Origin of the sequence: Ramlibacter humi (genome assembly GCF_004681975.1) — a bacterium.
GTDB classification, from domain to species: domain Bacteria; phylum Pseudomonadota; class Gammaproteobacteria; order Burkholderiales; family Burkholderiaceae_C; genus Ramlibacter; species Ramlibacter humi.
Map to the genome: position 1 here is coordinate 21,466 of NZ_SMLK01000013.1, position 15,161 is coordinate 36,626.

Here is a 15,161-nt window from a genome sequence, read left to right on the forward strand (position 1 = left end):
TTTCCTCTGCGTTCTCTGCGTTTCCTCTGCGTCCTCTGCGTAAGGGTGTCCGCATTCGCAGCGTCACAATGCTCCACCGACCTGCCCACCAGCCACCGATGAGCTCCGACCCCCAAGACCCCACCGGCATGCGCCGCGGCCTCACCAGTTACGGCGACGCCGGGTTCTCGCTCTTCCTGCGCAAGGCCTTCATCAAGGGCGCGGGCTACAGCGACAGCGCGCTCGACCGGCCCGTCATCGGCATCGCCGACACGGGCAGCGGCTACAACCCCTGCCACGGCAACATGCCGCAGCTGCTGGAGGCGGTGGAACGCGGGATCATGCTGGCCGGCGGCCTGCCGGTGCGCTTTCCGACCATCTCGCTGCACGAGAGCTTCGCGCACCCGACCAGCATGTACCTGCGCAACCTGATGGCGATCGACACGGAGGAGATGCTCCGCGCGCAGCCGATGGACGCGGTGGTGCTGATCGGCGGTTGCGACAAGACGGTGCCCGCGCAGCTGATGGGCGCGGCTTCGGCGGGCGGTCCCGCGGTGCAGCTGATCACGGGGTCGATGCTCACGGGTTCGCATCGCGGCGAGCGCGTGGGCGCGTGCACCGACTGCCGCCGCTACTGGGCGCGCTTCCGCGCCGGCGGCGTGGACGACGCCGAGATCGCGGCGGTGAACGACCAGCTGGTGCCCAGCGTCGGCACCTGCTCGGTGATGGGAACGGCCAGCACCATGGCGACCATCGCGGAAGCGCTGGGCATGACGGTGCCCGGCGGCGCCACGCCGCCCGCGGTCACGGCCGACCGCATGCGTGTGGCCGAGGCCAGTGGCGCGGCCGCGGTGAACGCCGCCAAGCAGCGCATCACCATCGACCGCATCCTCACTCCCGAAGCTTTCGAGAACGCGCTGCGCGTGCTGCTGGCCATCGGCGGCTCCACCAACGCCGTGGTGCACCTCGCCGCCATCATGGGCCGCCGGGGCCTGTCGCTGGACCTGCAGGCGCTGGACCGCATGGGCCGCGAGACGCCGGTGCTGATCGACCTGAAGCCCTCGGGCCAGCACTACATGGAAGACTTCCACGCGGCCGGTGGCGTGGCCACGTTGCTGCGGGAGCTGAAACCGCTGCTGCACCTCCAGGCCATGACCATCACCGGCCGCACGCTGGGCGAGGAGCTGGATCGCGCACCACCGCCTTTCTCGCAGGACGTGGTCAAGCCTTTGTCCAAGCCGCTCCATGCACAGGGCGGCATCGCCGTGCTTCAGGGCAACCTGGCGCCGGGCGGCGCGATCATCAAGCAGTCAGCCGCGGACCCCAAGCTGATGGAACACGAAGGCCGCGCCGTGGTGTTCGAGAACGCGGCGGACCTGGCCGAGCGCATCGACGGCGACGGCCTCGACGTGAATGCCGACGACATCCTGGTGCTGAAGAACATCGGCCCCAAAGGCGCGCCCGGCATGCCCGAAGCGGGCTACCTGCCGATCCCGCGCAAGCTGGCGCGCGCGGGCGTGAAGGACATGGTGCGCATCTCGGACGGCCGCATGAGCGGCACCGCGTTCGGCACCATCGTGCTGCATGTCACGCCGGAATCGGCCGTGGGCGGACCGCTGGCTTACGTGAGGACCGGGGATCGCATCCGGTTGTCGGTGGGCAAGCGTGAGTTGATGCTGCTGGTCGCGGAGGAGGAACTGGAGAAACGCAGACAGGCCTCGCCGGTAAGTGAGCCGGCTGCGGAACGCGGGTATCGGAAGCTGTTCCTGGCAACGGTCACGCAGGCGGACAGGGGCGTGGACTTCGATTTCCTGCAGCCGGCGGCGACCGGAAAAGTCCCTCGCACCTGAATCCCTCATTCCCGCGAAGGCGGGAATGCATGGCTTCCGCTTTCGTTGAGGAAGGGAAGCCATGGGTCCCCGCCTCCGCGGGGACGACGAAGGGTTGTCAGCCCATCTGCATCTGCTTCTTCAGGTTCGATGCTTCCTGGTGAGCCTGCTGCACGGCTTGCTGCGTGCGCTGGTCGACGTTGCCGGCGTTGCGGCACGCCTTCATCGCGTTGTCGGCGGCCTGCTCCAGCTGGTTCACCAGCTGCGTGCTGTCGCCGGCCTGCTGGCTCTGGCCGCCGCCCTGCATCTGCTGCTTGGCCTGGCGGGCCTGCTGGTGCAGCTGCTCGACGGCCTGCTTCAGTTCCTGCGGCACCTGGCCGGCCTGCACGGCGCTCTTGGCCTGGTCGGCGCTCTCTTCGATCTTGTCGATGCGCTGCTTCAGTTGATCTGCTTGCATGGAGGTTCTCCTTTCGTGTTGAAACAATGACGGCGCCTGGTGGGCGCCGGTCGCGGAACGGGAACCAGCATCGCGCCATCCACGGCGATGCGGAGTCAGCGAACGCCGCGTGTTCGCGTTGCGCTGCGTCGGGCAAAAGAAGCGTGCTGCAGAGAAGGAAAGCTCAGGGCTTGGCGCGGTGCGGCGGCTGTTGCAGGGTACTCCCCAGCGAGACGCACCCGGCCCCTGACGCGACAATCCGCGGATGAGCCCCACCCCATCCGCGGACATCGCCCTCGTCGGCCTCGGCGTCATGGGCGAGAACCTCGCCCTGAACCTGCACCGCCAAGGCTTCAAGGTCGCGGGCTTCGACCTCGACGAACGCAAGCGCGACAGCTTCGCGCAGCGCACCGGCGCCACGGCGCCGCGCTCGCTGCAGGAGCTGGTGGCGTCGCTCGCCACGCCGCGCGTGCTGCTGCTGATGGTGCCCGCGGGCGCGCCGGTCGACGAAGTGCTGGCGGGCCTGCGCCCGCTGCTGGCCGCGGGCGACATCGTCATCGACGGCGGCAACACGCGCTACACCGACACGCAGCGGCGCATCGCGGAGCTGGAAGGCAGCGGCATCCTGTATGTCGGCGCCGGTGTCAGCGGCGGCGAGGAAGGCGCGCTGCGGGGGCCGGCCATCATGCCCGGCGGCGACGCCCAGGCCTGGCCGCGCATCCGCCCCATCCTGCAAGCCATCGCGGCGCGCGCGGACGACGGCGTGCCGTGCTGCGACTGGATCGGCCCCGCCGCTTCGGGCCACTTCGTGAAGATGGTGCACAACGGCATCGAGTACGCCGACATGCAGACCATCTGCGAAGCCTACTTCCTGATGCAGCAACTGCTGGGCATGCAGCCCCGCCAGATGGCCGAGGTGTTCGCGGGCTGGGGCCGGGGCGAGCTGTCCTCTTACCTGGTGGACATCACCGCCGACATCCTGGCGCGCGTGGACGAGGAGACCGGCCGCCCGCTGGTGGACCTGATCGCCGACACCGCCGAGCAGAAAGGCACCGGCAAGTGGGCCAGCCAGGCCGCGCTGGACCTGGGCGTCACCGCGCCGACCATCGCCGACGCGGTGTTCGCGCGCACCGTCAGCGCGGTGCGCGAGCAACGCGTCGCGGCTTCCGGCGTGCTGGCCGGACCGCAGGCAAGCTTCACCGGTGATGCCACCGCTTTCGTCGAGCAGGTGCGCCAGGCTTTGCTGGCCGCGAAGGTCTGCGCGTATGCGCAAGGCTTCCAGCTGATGGCCGCGGCCGACCAGGAATTCGGCTGGCAGCTGCCCTTCGGCACCATTGCCGGGCTGTGGCGCGCGGGCTGCATCATCCGCGCCAAGCTGCTGGAAGACATCCGCCGCGCCTATGCGCGCGACGCCGCGCTGCCCAACCTGCTGGTGGACGAGCACTTCGCGCAGGTGCTGGCGCGCTGCCACCAGTCGCTGCGCGACGTCGTCGCCGCTGCTGCCCGGCACGGCGTGGCCGTGCCCGCGTTCATGAGCGCGCTGGCCTACTACGACAGCTACCGCAGCGCGCGCCTGCCGGCCAACCTGCTGCAGGCGCAGCGCGACTACTTCGGCGCGCACACCTACCAGCGCCTGGACCGGCCGGGCAAGTTCCATACCAAGTGGGCGCAGGACTGAGCTTTTTCAAAGAGCTCACGCTCCCACAGCCGGGGAGCCAAAACACCGCTGGCTCAGCGGGCGGATTTCCTACATCAGCTTCGGCTGGCTGGACATCCGCCGGAAGCCGCCGCGCCGAAGAATCCCTTCCCACCGGCGCACCAAGCCGGGAATGGGAGCGGAACATGGACGAAGCAGACCTGGCATTCGATGCCGAGCAGCGCAACCTGTCTCAGGCCCTGGCCGCGCAGCGGCTGCGCGGCAATACGCTGAAAGCGATCGGCAGTTGCCACAACTGCGGCAACGAGGACGGCATCGAAGGCCGCCTGTTCTGCGACGCCGACTGCGCCGCCGACTGGGAGTACGAGGACGCGCTGCGCCGCCGCCTCGGCCTGGCCGCTCCGGCCTACCACCACTGACCCGCCGCGTCAGGCGACGCGCTGGAACCAGAGCAGCGACAGCGCTCCGGCCACCAGCATCAGCAGCGCGGAGGCCAGCGAAAACAGGCCGGTGACCTCCGTCTCGCGCGTGAGCACCTGCATGCGCGTGCCCAGCGAGCCGTAGACGCCGCGCAGCGTCTCGGCCGTGCCGGCATACTGGTACTCGCCGCCCGTCATGCGGGCCACCTCGCGCAGGGTGGGCTCGTCCAGCTGGAAGTACATGGGCATGCCGCCCGGCGTGCTGGCATCGCCGTCCACCGTGCCCAGCCCGATCGTGTAGATGCGCACCCCGCGGTCGGCGGCCATCCTGGCCGCTTCCAGCGTGTCGATGCCCGTCGTGCGGCGGCCATCGCTCAGCAGGATGATCGCCGCCGACTTGTATGAGCCCGGCGGCACCGGCTGCACCTGCCTGGGCGGCGGCTTGTCCTTGTCGTCCAGGCTGCGGCCATGCGGGCGGTTGCCGAACTGCAGCTCGCCCACGTCCAGCCCATGGTCGGGGAAAAGCTCCGACAGGCACACGACGATGGCGTTGCCCACCGCGGTGCCCAACTGCATCTGGATGCCGTCGATGGCCTGCACCAGCGCTTCGCGGTCCAGCGTGCTGCGCTGCGCCACCTGGCTGCTGCCGGCGAAAGTGACCAGCCCGACTTCGACGTGCTTGGGCAGGTCCTGCAGGAAGCCCTTGGCCGCGGCCTGCGCGGCCTCCATGCGCGTCGGCTTGACGTCCGTGACGCGCATGCTCAGCGACACGTCCATGGCCAGCAGGATCTGGGTGCGCGCCCAGGGCAATGGCACGCGCGCCACCGGCCGCGCGGCCGCGAAGAGCAGCACGCCGAAAGCGCAGAAGAGCAGCGCGGGCGGCACGTGCCGCCGCCAGTTCGGCCCGGCCGCCGCGACGCGCACGATGCCCAGGCTGCTGAACCGCACCGCAGCCTTCGCGCGCCGCCGCATCAGCCACACGTACAGCGCCGGCAATACCGGCAGCGCGGCCAGGAGCCAGAGGAAGTGGGGCCAGAGGTAGGACATCGCCGTCGCCTGCGGGAGGCAGCGGCCATCGTGCCGGGGATGGCCCCCATTGGCAACTGAACGAAGGGCGGTGCCGCACTCAACCGTGCGGCATGCCGGCGTTCAGGCGGCCAGCGCGCGTGCCCATTCCACCAGCCGGGGCAACGCGTTGCGCGGCGCGCTGAAATGGTCACCGGCGGCGGCGATGAACACGCTCCTGTCGTGGTTCGGCACGGAAGGGAACAGCTTCTCGCGCGCATACGGCAGGATGCCCTCGGACTCGCCCACCGCCATGAACAGCGGCACGCCGGCGGGGATCTGCCGGCAGGAACGCGTCATGGACCCCTGGCCCTGCGGGTCGAAGTACGAGAGGTAGGCGGCGGCGGTCGTGCGCACCTGCCGGGTGCGGCCCTGGTTGCTGTCGGGGAACCAGGCTTTTTCCTCGCCCGCACCCCTGGCCACCATCTCCTGCGCTTTCTGCACGCCGGACGCCACGTCCCGGCGGAACCCGCTGCCCTCCGGGACATGGCCGGGCGAGAGCGCGAACACGCCGGCGAGAGGCCGGCCGCTGGCCGCGTACGCCAGCGCGCCGTTCGCGCCGAGGCTGTGCCCGCCCACCAGCAGGCGCTGCGCGCCACCCGAGGCCAGGTCCTTCCACGCGGCCTCGACTTCTTCCAGCGCCGCGGCATACGGCACGTCGTACTCGCGCCGCTGCGACCAGGGCATCTCCGGCGTGGCGACCTTGCAGCCCGCGCCCTTCAGGGCGTTCGCGATGTCCGAAACGTCGGAGGGCCGCGACTGCTTGCCGTGCATCAGCACGACGCCGGTGGGCCCCTCCGCGCGCGCCGCGCCGGCGAAGGGCAGCGAGGACAGCAGGGCAAGCAGCTGGCGGCGGTTCATGCGGGCTCCTGGCGCGTTCGGTTGCGCGCAACCCTAGCGCGGACCGTGCCGCCGCACCAGCGGAGCAGCCCGCGTCAGCCGGCGGTCAGCGCAGCCAGTGATTGACGACGCGGTCGTACTCGCCCGTCGCCTTCGAAAGGTGCAGCCACTGGTCCATCCATGCCTTGAAAGCGGTGTCGCCGCGCGGCAGCAGCCAAGCCATCTCGCCGTAGCCCAGCGGCTTGTCGGGGTTGACCGCGCACAGGCCGGGGCGCGCCTTCTGCTGCACGATGGTTTCCACCGACTCGGAGATCATCACGTCGGCGTTGCCCTTGAGGATCTCGTCGAAGATGGTCGTGTTGTCGTTGAAGATCACGATCTTCGCGTTCTTGAAGTTGGCGCGCGCGAAGCGTTCGTTGCTGCCGCCCGGGTTCTCGATCACCGTCACCGTGGGCTTGTCGATGTCGGCCACGGTCTGGAACTTCGACACGTTCTCGCACCTGGTGATGGGCGCCTTGCCGTTGACCATGTAGGCGTTGGTGAAGAACGCCGTCTTCTGGCGGTCCAGCGTGACCGAGATGCCGCCGACGGCGACGTCGCACTTCTCCTGGAAGTCCTTCATCAGCGTGGGCCACGACGACTTCACCATCTCCACCTGCGCGCCCAGCGCCTTGGCGGCCGCCTGCACCAGGTCGATGTCGATGCCTTCGAAGCTGCCGTCCGGCTTGGCCAGGCTGAAAGGCTTGTAGTCGCCCGGCGTGCACACGCGCAGCTTGCCGGCCTTCTGCACGGCATCCAGGCGCGAGGCGTCCTGCGCGAAAGTGTGGAACGACAGGGCCAGCGCGGCGAGGGCGGCCAGCAGGTGCTTGATTCGCATGGGGGGTCTCCTCCGGGATGAAGGAGGCATTTTAGGAACGCCCGCTGATTTGTCATGCCGGGCTTGACCCGGCATCCATCTCCGGAACGGCGAGTGCGCGCTGTCCTGATTCCGGGGATGGATCCCGGCATTCGCCGGGATGACAGCGGGTGGCCGGTCAGGCCTTGCCGTACTTCAGGTCGAACCGGTCCAGGTTCATCACCTTGGTCCAGGCCTTGACGAAGTCGCCAGCGAAGTGCGCCTCGCCGTCCTTGGCGGCATACACCTCCGACAGCGCGCGCAGCTGCGCGTTGCTGCCGAAGATGAGGTCGGCCAGCGTGGCGGTCCAGCGCTGCTCGCCGCTCTTGCGGTCTGTGCCTTCGAACAGGCCCGGCGTCTTCTCCGACTTCCTCCACGCGGTGCGCATGTCCAGCAGATTGGTGAAGAAGTCCGGCGTCAGCTGGCCCGGGCGCTGCGTGAACACGCCGTTCTTCGAATTGCCCGCGTTCGCGCCCAGCGCGCGCAGGCCGCCCACCAGCACCGTCATCTCCGGCGCGGTCAGCGTGAGCAGGGAGGCCTTGTCGATGAGCGCGGTGGCCACCGTGCTTTCGGCGCCCTGGCGCACGTAGTTGCGGAAACCGTCGGCCGCGGGCTCCAGCACCTCGAACGAGTTGACGTCGGTCTGTTCCAGGCTGGCGTCCGCGCGGCCCGGCGTGAACGGCACGGTGATGTCGTGGCCGGCCTTCTTCGCGGCCTCTTCCACCGCGGCGCTGCCGGCCAGCACGATCAGGTCGGCCAGCGACACCTTCTTGCCACCGGATGCGGCGCCGTTGAATTCCTTCCGGATGTTTTCCAGCTTGGCCAGGACTTGCGCCAGTTCCGCCGGATCGTTGGCTTCCCAATCCTTCTGCGGCGCCAGGCGCACGCGCGCGCCATTGGCGCCGCCGCGCAGGTCCGAACCACGGAAGGTGGAAGCCGAAGCCCACGCCGCCTTCACCAGTTGCTGGATCGTGAGGCCCGACGCCAGCACCTTCTTCTTCAGCGCCGCGATGTCCGCTTCATCGACCAGCTTGTGATCCACGGCGGGAAGCGGGTCCTGCCACAGCAGGTCTTCCTGCGGCACCAGCGGCCCCAGGTAGCGCACCTTCGGCCCCATGTCACGGTGCGTCAGCTTGAACCAGGCGCGCGCGAAGGCATCGGCGAACTTCGCCGGGTCGGCCATGTACTCGCGCGAGATCTTTTCGTACACCGGGTCGAAGCGCAGCGCCATGTCGGCGGTGGTCATCATCGGCTGCACCAGCTTGCCCTTCACGTGCGCGTCGGGCACGTTGCGGCCGGCGTCGCCCTTGGGCTTCCACTGGTGCGCGCCGGCGGGCGACTTGGTCAGTTCCCAGTCGTTGCCGAACAGCGTTTCGAAGAAACTCATGTCCCACTGGGTCGGCGTGGCCGTCCACGCGCCTTCGATGCCGCTGGTGATGGCGTGCTGGCCGATGCCCGATTCGTACGCGCTCTTCCAGCCCAGGCCCAGCTCCTCGATGTTGGCGCCTTCGGGTTCCGCGCCCACGTGGTGCGCCGGGCCCGCGCCGTGCGCCTTGCCGAAGGTGTGGCCGCCGGCCACCAGCGCCACGGTTTCATAGTCGTCCATCGCCATGCGGCCGAAGGTGTCGCGGATGTCCCGCGCCGACTTCACCGGGTCGGGGTTGCCGTTGGGGCCTTCGGGGTTCACGTAGATCAGGCCCATCTGCACGGCGGCCAGCGGCCTGGCCAGTTCGCGTTCGCCGCTGTAGCGCTCGTCGCCCAGCCAGGTGGATTCCGGGCCCCAGTCGATGGGCAGCGGCTCCCAGATGTCTTCGCGGCCGCCGCCGAAGCCGAAGGTCCTGAAGCCCATGGATTCCAGCGCGACGTTGCCGGCCAGGATCATCAGGTCGGCCCACGACAGCTTGCGGCCGTACTTCTGCTTGATGGGCCACAGCAGGCGGCGCGCCTTGTCCAGGTTGCCGTTGTCGGGCCAGCTGTTCAGCGGCGCGAAGCGCTGCTCGCCGCTGCGGGCGCCGCCGCGGCCGTCGAAGATGCGGTACGTGCCGGCCGAGTGCCAGGCCATGCGGATGAAGAACGGGCCGTAGTGGCCGTAATCGGCCGGCCACCAGTCCTGCGAATCGGTCATCAGCGCATTCAGGTCGGCGATGACGGCCTTCAGGTCGAGCGAGCGGAATTCCTTCCTGTAATCGAAGTCTTCCAGCATCGGGTCGCCCAGCCCGGCGTGCTGGTGCAGCACGCCGAGGTTCAGCTGGTCGGGCCACCATTGCGCGTTGTTGCGCGTCTGCCTGGCTTTGGGTTTGTCGTGGGCGACGGGACACTGGGCGGCTTCGGTCATGGCGCGTTCTCCTGTTTCGTTCGCTGGGCTCGTTCGAGGCGAGCCACAAGGTTAGTGAGGAATGCGGATGCGCGGCATTGGACTTTTGCAAGCCGGCGATAGGCGTTCGACCATTCGCAGCTCTTCCGTGGCCGTTGCGTTGCCCGCCGTTACGTCGGAGATGTCGAGAACGCCCTCTTCCGTCCGTCGTTCAGGGAGAGTCCGCTTGGAGACTCGTCACGACAAGGAGATGAACATGAGCTACATCGATGGGTTCGTTGCCGCCGTCCCGACCGCCAACCGCGACGCCTACCTGAAGCAGGCGAAGCTCGCGGCCGAAGTGTTCAAGCAGAACGGCGCGACCGAAGTGGTGGAGTGCTGGGGCGACGACGTGCCGGAAGGCAAGCTCACCTCGTTTTCAATGGCCGTGAAGCGCGAGCCGAACGAGACGGTGATCTTTTCGTGGATCCATTGGCCCGACAAGAAGACGCGCGACGCCGGCATGAAGAAGTCCATGGAAGACCCGCGCCTGCAGCCCAGCGTCAACCCCATGCCTTTCGACGGCAAGCGGCTGATCTACGGCGGGTTTGAAGTGATCCTGCGCGCCTGAGGACGCCGGCCATGCTGCAGAAGTACCCGATGTACGCGTACATCCCCGCGAAGGACGTCGCGCGTGCGCGGCAGTTCTATGAGCAGAAGGTCGGCCTGAAGCCGAAGGAGGAGATCGCCGGCGGCGTGGCTTACGAGTTCGCGGGCGGCACCGCCTGCTTCCTCTACCCCACGCCGAACGCCGGCACCTCGCGGGCCAGCCAGGCTTTCTGGCAGGTGGACGACGTCGATGCACTGATCGCGGCGCTGAAGGCGCGCGGCGTGGTGTTCGAGGACTACGACATGCCCGGCGAACGCAGCCCGCAAGGCGCGGTCACCGCGGGTGGCGCGAAGGCGGCGTGGTTCAAGGACAGCGAGGGGAACATCATGGCGCTGATCCAGGCGGTGTGAGCGCGAGGCGAGCGACAAGCCCGGAACGGCCACCGCGCGCAGCGCCTGTTCCAGCGGCGTCATTCGGCCGTGATGCCGTTCTTTTTGATCAGCTCGCCGTACTTCGCCAGCTGCGCGCGCGTGGCGGTGCCCAGTTCTTCCGGCGTGGTGCCGCGCGGCGTCAGGCCTTGCGCATCGAGCTTGGCGCGCACGTCGGGGTCGGCCAGCGACTTCTGGACCGCGGCATTCAGTTGGCTGACGATGGTTTTGGGCGTGCCCGCGGGCGCCATGAGCGTGAACCACGAGTTGAACTCGAAGCCGGGCAGGCCCGACTCGCTCACGGTGGGCACGTCGGGAAACTGCGGCATGCGGCGCGGCGTGGTCACGCCGATGAGGCGCACCTTGTTGGCCTTGATCAGCGAGGTGACGGTGGCGATGCCCTGGAACGCGGCCTGCACTTCCTTTGCGCCGACGCCCACCGCCGCCTGGGTGGCGCCCTTGTACGGCACGTGCTGCATCTGCACGCCGGCCTGCGAGGCGAACAGCGCCATCGCGATGTGCTGCGGGCTGCCGTTGCCGCCGGAGCCGTAGTTCACCTTGCCGGGCTGCTGCTTCGCGGTGGCGATGAGGTCGGCGGCAGTCTTCTGCGGCGCGTCGGCCGGCACCACCAGGCCCCACTCCACGGTGGCCACCAGCGACACCGGCTCGAAGTCTTTCAGGATGTCCCACGGCATCCTGGCCTGCAGGTGGGGCACCATGGTCATGATGCTGTCGTTGAAGCCGCCCAGCGTATAGCCGTCGGGCGCCGCCTTGGCCACGTTGCCCGCGCCGATGAGCCCCGCCGCGCCGGGCTGGTTCTCGATGACGATGGACTGCCCGAGTTCCTGCTGCATGCGCTGCGCGACGATGCGCGCCGCGTTGTCCACCGCGCTGCCGGCGGCGAGGGGGACGATGAGGCGGATGGGTTGCTTGGAAGGCCAAGCTTGGGCGAGGGCCGCGAGCGGCGTGGCGAGTGCAAGCGAAAGAAGCAGGGCTTGGCGGCGGGTGGTCGGCATGTGGTGTCTCCTACGTTCGCCGCACTACGCGTCATCGCGCGAAGGCGGAATCCATGGCGCATTAACCGTCATTCCCGCGAAGGCGGGAATCCATGGCTTCCCTGAATCGGAATGCGCAAGCCATGGGTCCCCGCCTCCGCGGGGACGACGCCGTCAGTGCTGACCCAGTGGCGCGAGCCCCAGCTCCGCGCCCAGAGCATCCAGCTGCTCCCGCAACGCCGCCGGCAACACCAGCCCCCCGCGTTCACTCCGCAGCCGCTTTTCGTGGCTCTGCTCACCCGGCAGCCAGATGCGGTCCACGCCCGGCATGCGTTCGGCGCCGCGCATGTCGCGGATCACCTGGTCGACGCGCGCCTTGAACCCCGTGACGTCGCCGAACGCGGCGGGATCGATGACGCAGATCGCCTGACCCGTGTTGGTGGTCGTCCTGAAGTCCTGGTTGAAGTCCAGCACGTCGCGGCCCATCGCGGCGCCGTTCAGCGTGCCGGCCAGCAGCCCGATGACCAGCGCCAGCCCGTAGCCCTTGTACCCGCCGATCGGCAGCAGGAAACCTTCGGCGGCGCGCTTCGGGTCCGTCAGCGGCTGCCCGGTGCGGTCGATCATCCAGCCTTCGGGCATCTGCTCGCCGCGCTGCGCCTTGGCTTTCACCTTGCCGTACGCGGCGACGGTGGTGGCCATGTCCAGCACCACCGGCGGCTCTTCGCCCGCGGGCACCGCGACCGCTACAGGGTTGGTCGACAGCAGCATGTCCAGCCCGCCCCAGGGCGGCAGGTGGTTGGCGTTGCCCACCGCGAAGTACAGCCCCACCATGTCGTGCGCCAGCGGCATGCGCGCGTAGATGGACGCGGGTCCCGCGTGATTCGATAGCCGCGCACCCACCCACGCCACGCCGCATTGCTTCGCCTTCTCAATGGCGATCTGCGCGGCCTTGTGCATCACCAGGTGGCCGAAGCCGTTGTCGCCGTCGAGCAGCGCCATCGCGGGCTTTTCCTGCACGACGCGGATGTCCGGCTTCAGGTTGTACCCGCCGGCGCGGATGCGCCTGGCATAGGGCGCCAGGCGGATGGCGCCGTGGCCGTCGGAGCCTTGCGCTTCCGCTTCGGCCATCAGCTGCGCCACCAGCGAAGCGTCGCCTTCCGGCAAGCCGAGCTTGCGCAAAGCCGCCGCCATGAAGCGGCTCAATTGCGCGACCGGCACGCGATCGGCGTCAGGCATGGCCCATCTTCTGCTTCAACGCGAGCACGGCGCAGTCCGGGCTGGACAGCACGGGGCAACGCAGCGTGGCCTGCACTGCTTCGCGCGCGGCGGCCATCGAGAACTGCGCCAGCATCACGACGTCGCATTCGCCCAGCGAAGCGGCCGCTGCGGCCACCTTGCGGTGATGGTCTTGTGCGCGGCCCTGCGCCAGGTCGTCCATCGCCTCGCGCACGTAGACGCTGGTGTGGCGCAGTTCGATGCCGCGCGCTTCGGCCATGGACTGCAGCTCTTCCGTCATCGAAGCGATGGAAGCCGCGAAGGTGGCCAGCAGGCCGACCCGCAGCGCGCCGTCGCGCGGCTTCACGGCCAGCGCTTGCTCGAACATCGCTTCGTTGGGCTTGAGCGTGGGCACGCCCGCGGCGCGGCCGGCCTCTTCGATGGCGGGGCCGAAGGCGGAACAGGTGAACAGGATGCCGCCGCTGCCGGTGCCCACCGAGTAGCGGGCCAGGTCGATGAAGCGCTGCACCATCGCGGGCGTCAGTTCGGCGGCGGCGGCGCGGTCGACGGACAGGCTGTCGTCCAGCAGGTTCATGCGCTGCGCCTGCGGCCAATGGCGCTCGAAGGCTTGCTGGATGGGCGTGACGGCGAGCGGCGTCGCGTGGATCAGGGCGATGCGGGCGGCGGACATGGCGCGCCATCCTACGCTGCAACACATGCCCGTGCTGCCGGGTAAGCTCGCGGGCCAGGTGAACGCCCCCGCCCCGCCTTCCGCCAACACTTTCAGCGTACTGCTGGTCACCCTGTCCATCCAGGCGCTGGTGTCCATGGGCGTGCTGGCGGTCCCCGCCATGGGGCCCGCGATGGCGCAGGCGATGGGCGTTTCGCCGGCGCTGCTCGGCGCGTACATCGGCCTGGTGTACGTGGGCGCGATGGTCGCCAGCCTGATGTCGGCGCCGCTGGTCTTGCGCTATGGCGCGCTGCGCACCAGCCAGCTGGCGCTGCTGGGCTGCGCGGTCGGGCTGGCGTTGCCCGCGCTGTGGCCTTCGCTACCCGCCGCCGTGATCGGCGCGCTGCTCACTGGCCTGGGCTACGGGCCCGTGACGCCGGCGAGTTCGCACCTGCTGGCGCGCAGCACCCCGCCCGAACGCGCGTCGCTCGTGTTCTCCGTGAAGCAGACCGGCGTGCCGCTGGGCGGCGTGATGGCCGGCGCCATCGTGCCGCCCATCGTGCAGGCGGCGGGCGCGCAGGTGGCGCTGCTGTCCGTGGTGGCCGCCTGCATCGTGTGCATGTTCGCCGCGCAGCCTTTCCGCGCCGCGCTGGACGAGGACCGCGACCCCGCGCGCCCGCTGCGCATGGGCAGCTTCATGGGCGGGCTGAAGCTGGTGGGCAGCGAGCCCGCGCTGAAGCAACTGGCGACCATGTCCTTCGTGTTCTCCATCGCGCAGATGTGCCTGTCGACTTACCTGGTCACCTATCTGCATGGCTCGCTGGGCTACACGCTGGTGGCCGCGGGCGGGCTGCTGTCGGCGTCGCAGGCCGGTGGCGTGGTGGGCCGCATCGCGTGGGGCTGGATGGCCGACCGCTGGCTGGACCCGTACCGCATGCTTGCCATCCTCGCGGCTGCAATGGCCGTGTGCGCCGGCGGCGCTGCGCTGATGCAGGCGGACACGCCGGCGACGCTCGTGCTGGTGCTGCTGGTGGCTTTCGGCGCTTCGGCCATCGGCTGGAACGGCGTGTACCTGGCCGAGGTGGCGCGCCGCTCGCCGCCCGGCATGGCCGGCGTCGCCACCAGCGGCACGCTGGCGTTCACCTTCTTCGGCGTGGTCGTGGGCCCACCGCTGTTCGGCGCGCTGTCGAACGTGGCGGGCAGCTACCGCGCGGGGTATGCGGCGGTCGCGGTACCCACGGCCGTCTGCGCTCTGGTGCTCTGGCGCCTGGGCCGCCGAGCCAGGTGAGCGGGTATCCTCTCGCCCCCACCATGGACGATTCCAACCAGATCGAAGTCCCGCCGTCTTTCCTGGCGTTGTATTCCACGCCGTCCGGCACGCGGTTGATACAGCCGATGGCGTTCGTGCGCGAGCGGTATGAGCTGTGCGAGGACCTGGCGCAGATGCTGGTGGATCAGGCGTCGACGGCGCAGTTCAAGAGCGGGGCGCCGGAGGTTGAAGTGCTTCGCGCGATGAGGGAAGGGCTGCGCGCGGAAGGATCCGCGGTGGAGCCGCCCGAAGCGAATTGGGTGGTGCTGCGGCTGGCGGAGTTGCTGCAGTGGGAGGGTCCGGAGGGGGATTGAAACTCCGCGTGTTGGTGCTTGATTCGCCCCCGGGCCACCAGTCATCCAGCGCTCATCGACGAGGTCGGGTTCTGCGGCGCTTCTACAAATCGGATCGGATTTCTACTGTTCCCCGAGAATGTCCGCTTTCGGCGGCGGATTCAACCGATCGACGCAACACATTCGTCGAACATCTCAGCTGGCGTCCTGAAGCCCAGAGTCTTCCTC

The 15,161-nt window shown here is 69.1% G+C and carries 15 protein-coding genes; 7 read left to right on the top strand and 8 right to left on the bottom strand.

Annotated elements, in window-relative coordinates; all coding sequences use genetic code 11:
- Positions 1 to 98: 98 nt before the first annotated feature.
- The gene (locus tag EZ216_RS20850) at positions 99 to 1,829 is read left to right on the top strand and encodes an IlvD/Edd family dehydratase (RefSeq protein ID WP_135251731.1); all 1,731 of its coding nucleotides are present in this window, start codon (positions 99 to 101) and stop codon (positions 1,827 to 1,829) included.
- Between the two features lie 97 nt (positions 1,830 to 1,926).
- Here EZ216_RS20850 and EZ216_RS20855 read toward each other — a convergent pair whose 3' ends face one another.
- Positions 1,927 to 2,265: a hypothetical protein gene (locus tag EZ216_RS20855; protein WP_135251732.1), complete on the bottom strand. Its 339-nt coding sequence runs from the start codon at positions 2,263 to 2,265 to the stop codon at positions 1,927 to 1,929.
- Positions 2,266 to 2,509: 244 nt separating this feature from the next.
- Between EZ216_RS20855 and gnd the strand changes: the two genes are divergently transcribed.
- Together gnd and EZ216_RS20865 are read left to right on the top strand one after the other, a co-directional pair.
- Positions 2,510 to 3,922: an NADP-dependent phosphogluconate dehydrogenase gene (gene gnd, locus EZ216_RS20860; RefSeq protein ID WP_135251733.1), complete on the top strand. Its 1,413-nt coding sequence runs from the start codon at positions 2,510 to 2,512 to the stop codon at positions 3,920 to 3,922.
- 164 nt (positions 3,923 to 4,086) lie between these two features.
- Positions 4,087 to 4,320 (top strand): hypothetical protein, encoded by a 234-nt coding sequence (locus EZ216_RS20865; RefSeq protein WP_135251734.1) that lies wholly within the window; start codon positions 4,087 to 4,089, stop codon positions 4,318 to 4,320.
- Positions 4,321 to 4,329: 9 nt separating this feature from the next.
- Here EZ216_RS20865 and EZ216_RS20870 read toward each other — a convergent pair whose 3' ends face one another.
- From EZ216_RS20870 to katG, 4 genes are all read right to left on the bottom strand, one after another.
- Positions 4,330 to 5,367, bottom strand: a complete 1,038-nt coding sequence (locus tag EZ216_RS20870) for a VWA domain-containing protein (protein WP_135251735.1) — start codon at positions 5,365 to 5,367, stop codon at positions 4,330 to 4,332.
- Between the two features lie 102 nt (positions 5,368 to 5,469).
- Positions 5,470 to 6,246, bottom strand: coding sequence for an alpha/beta hydrolase (locus EZ216_RS20875; RefSeq protein WP_135251736.1), 777 nt, complete (start codon positions 6,244 to 6,246; stop codon positions 5,470 to 5,472).
- An 85-nt stretch (positions 6,247 to 6,331) separates the two neighbouring features.
- Positions 6,332 to 7,102, bottom strand: a complete 771-nt coding sequence (locus tag EZ216_RS20880) for a transporter substrate-binding domain-containing protein (protein ID WP_135251737.1) — start codon at positions 7,100 to 7,102, stop codon at positions 6,332 to 6,334.
- Positions 7,103 to 7,259: 157 nt separating this feature from the next.
- Complete coding sequence (gene katG, locus EZ216_RS20885; RefSeq protein ID WP_135251738.1) at positions 7,260 to 9,455, bottom strand: catalase/peroxidase HPI; 2,196 nt, start codon at positions 9,453 to 9,455, stop codon at positions 7,260 to 7,262.
- A 235-nt stretch (positions 9,456 to 9,690) separates the two neighbouring features.
- On the opposite strand from katG, the gene EZ216_RS20890 reads away from it, so the two are divergent.
- Both EZ216_RS20890 and EZ216_RS20895 read left to right on the top strand, forming a co-directional pair.
- A complete protein-coding gene (locus tag EZ216_RS20890) occupies positions 9,691 to 10,044 on the top strand; it encodes a DUF1428 domain-containing protein (RefSeq protein WP_135251739.1) in 354 nt (117 codons plus the stop codon).
- A gap of 11 nt (positions 10,045 to 10,055) precedes the next feature.
- Positions 10,056 to 10,433 carry a VOC family protein gene (locus tag EZ216_RS20895; RefSeq protein WP_135251740.1) on the top strand — a complete coding sequence of 126 codons (378 nt, stop codon included), beginning with the start codon at positions 10,056 to 10,058 and terminating at the stop codon, positions 10,431 to 10,433.
- 59 nt (positions 10,434 to 10,492) lie between these two features.
- Here the strand turns inward: EZ216_RS20895 and EZ216_RS20900 are convergent, their stop codons facing one another.
- The 3 genes from EZ216_RS20900 to EZ216_RS20910 form a co-directional block, all read right to left on the bottom strand.
- Entirely contained in the window at positions 10,493 to 11,467 is a 975-nt protein-coding gene (locus EZ216_RS20900) for a Bug family tripartite tricarboxylate transporter substrate binding protein (RefSeq protein WP_135251741.1), read from the bottom strand.
- 153 nt (positions 11,468 to 11,620) lie between these two features.
- Positions 11,621 to 12,682, bottom strand: coding sequence for an Ldh family oxidoreductase (locus EZ216_RS20905; protein ID WP_135251742.1), 1,062 nt, complete (start codon positions 12,680 to 12,682; stop codon positions 11,621 to 11,623).
- Positions 12,675 to 13,352, bottom strand: coding sequence for an aspartate/glutamate racemase family protein (locus EZ216_RS20910; RefSeq protein WP_135251743.1), 678 nt, complete (start codon positions 13,350 to 13,352; stop codon positions 12,675 to 12,677). Before EZ216_RS20910 ends, EZ216_RS20905 begins: the two co-directional genes overlap by 8 nt.
- Before the next feature lie 25 nt (positions 13,353 to 13,377).
- Here EZ216_RS20910 and EZ216_RS20915 point away from each other — a divergent pair, with 25 nt between their 5' ends.
- A complete protein-coding gene (locus EZ216_RS20915) occupies positions 13,378 to 14,619 on the top strand; it encodes an MFS transporter (RefSeq protein WP_135251744.1) in 1,242 nt (413 codons plus the stop codon).
- Positions 14,620 to 14,642: 23 nt separating this feature from the next.
- Entirely contained in the window at positions 14,643 to 14,954 is a 312-nt protein-coding gene (locus EZ216_RS20920; RefSeq protein ID WP_135251745.1) for an ATPase with chaperone activity, read from the top strand.
- The last annotated feature ends 207 nt before the right edge of the window (positions 14,955 to 15,161 follow it).

Coding starts and splice junctions, on each gene's coding strand:
- EZ216_RS20920 (WP_135251745.1), top strand. CDS start 14,643: ATGGACGATTCCAACCAGATCGAAGTCCCGCCGTCTTTCCTGGCGTTG.
- EZ216_RS20895 (WP_135251740.1), top strand. CDS start 10,056: ATGCTGCAGAAGTACCCGATGTACGCGTACATCCCCGCGAAGGACGTC.
- EZ216_RS20850 (WP_135251731.1), top strand. CDS start 99: ATGAGCTCCGACCCCCAAGACCCCACCGGCATGCGCCGCGGCCTCACC.
- EZ216_RS20900 (WP_135251741.1), bottom strand. CDS start 11,467: ATGCCGACCACCCGCCGCCAAGCCCTGCTTCTTTCGCTTGCACTCGCC.
- EZ216_RS20865 (WP_135251734.1), top strand. CDS start 4,087: ATGGACGAAGCAGACCTGGCATTCGATGCCGAGCAGCGCAACCTGTCT.
- EZ216_RS20890 (WP_135251739.1), top strand. CDS start 9,691: ATGAGCTACATCGATGGGTTCGTTGCCGCCGTCCCGACCGCCAACCGC.
- EZ216_RS20875 (WP_135251736.1), bottom strand. CDS start 6,246: ATGAACCGCCGCCAGCTGCTTGCCCTGCTGTCCTCGCTGCCCTTCGCC.
- EZ216_RS20855 (WP_135251732.1), bottom strand. CDS start 2,265: ATGCAAGCAGATCAACTGAAGCAGCGCATCGACAAGATCGAAGAGAGC.
- katG (WP_135251738.1), bottom strand. CDS start 9,455: ATGACCGAAGCCGCCCAGTGTCCCGTCGCCCACGACAAACCCAAAGCC.
- EZ216_RS20880 (WP_135251737.1), bottom strand. CDS start 7,102: ATGCGAATCAAGCACCTGCTGGCCGCCCTCGCCGCGCTGGCCCTGTCG.
- EZ216_RS20910 (WP_135251743.1), bottom strand. CDS start 13,352: ATGTCCGCCGCCCGCATCGCCCTGATCCACGCGACGCCGCTCGCCGTC.
- EZ216_RS20870 (WP_135251735.1), bottom strand. CDS start 5,367: ATGTCCTACCTCTGGCCCCACTTCCTCTGGCTCCTGGCCGCGCTGCCG.
- EZ216_RS20905 (WP_135251742.1), bottom strand. CDS start 12,682: ATGCCTGACGCCGATCGCGTGCCGGTCGCGCAATTGAGCCGCTTCATG.
- EZ216_RS20915 (WP_135251744.1), top strand. CDS start 13,378: ATGCCCGTGCTGCCGGGTAAGCTCGCGGGCCAGGTGAACGCCCCCGCC.
- gnd (WP_135251733.1), top strand. CDS start 2,510: ATGAGCCCCACCCCATCCGCGGACATCGCCCTCGTCGGCCTCGGCGTC.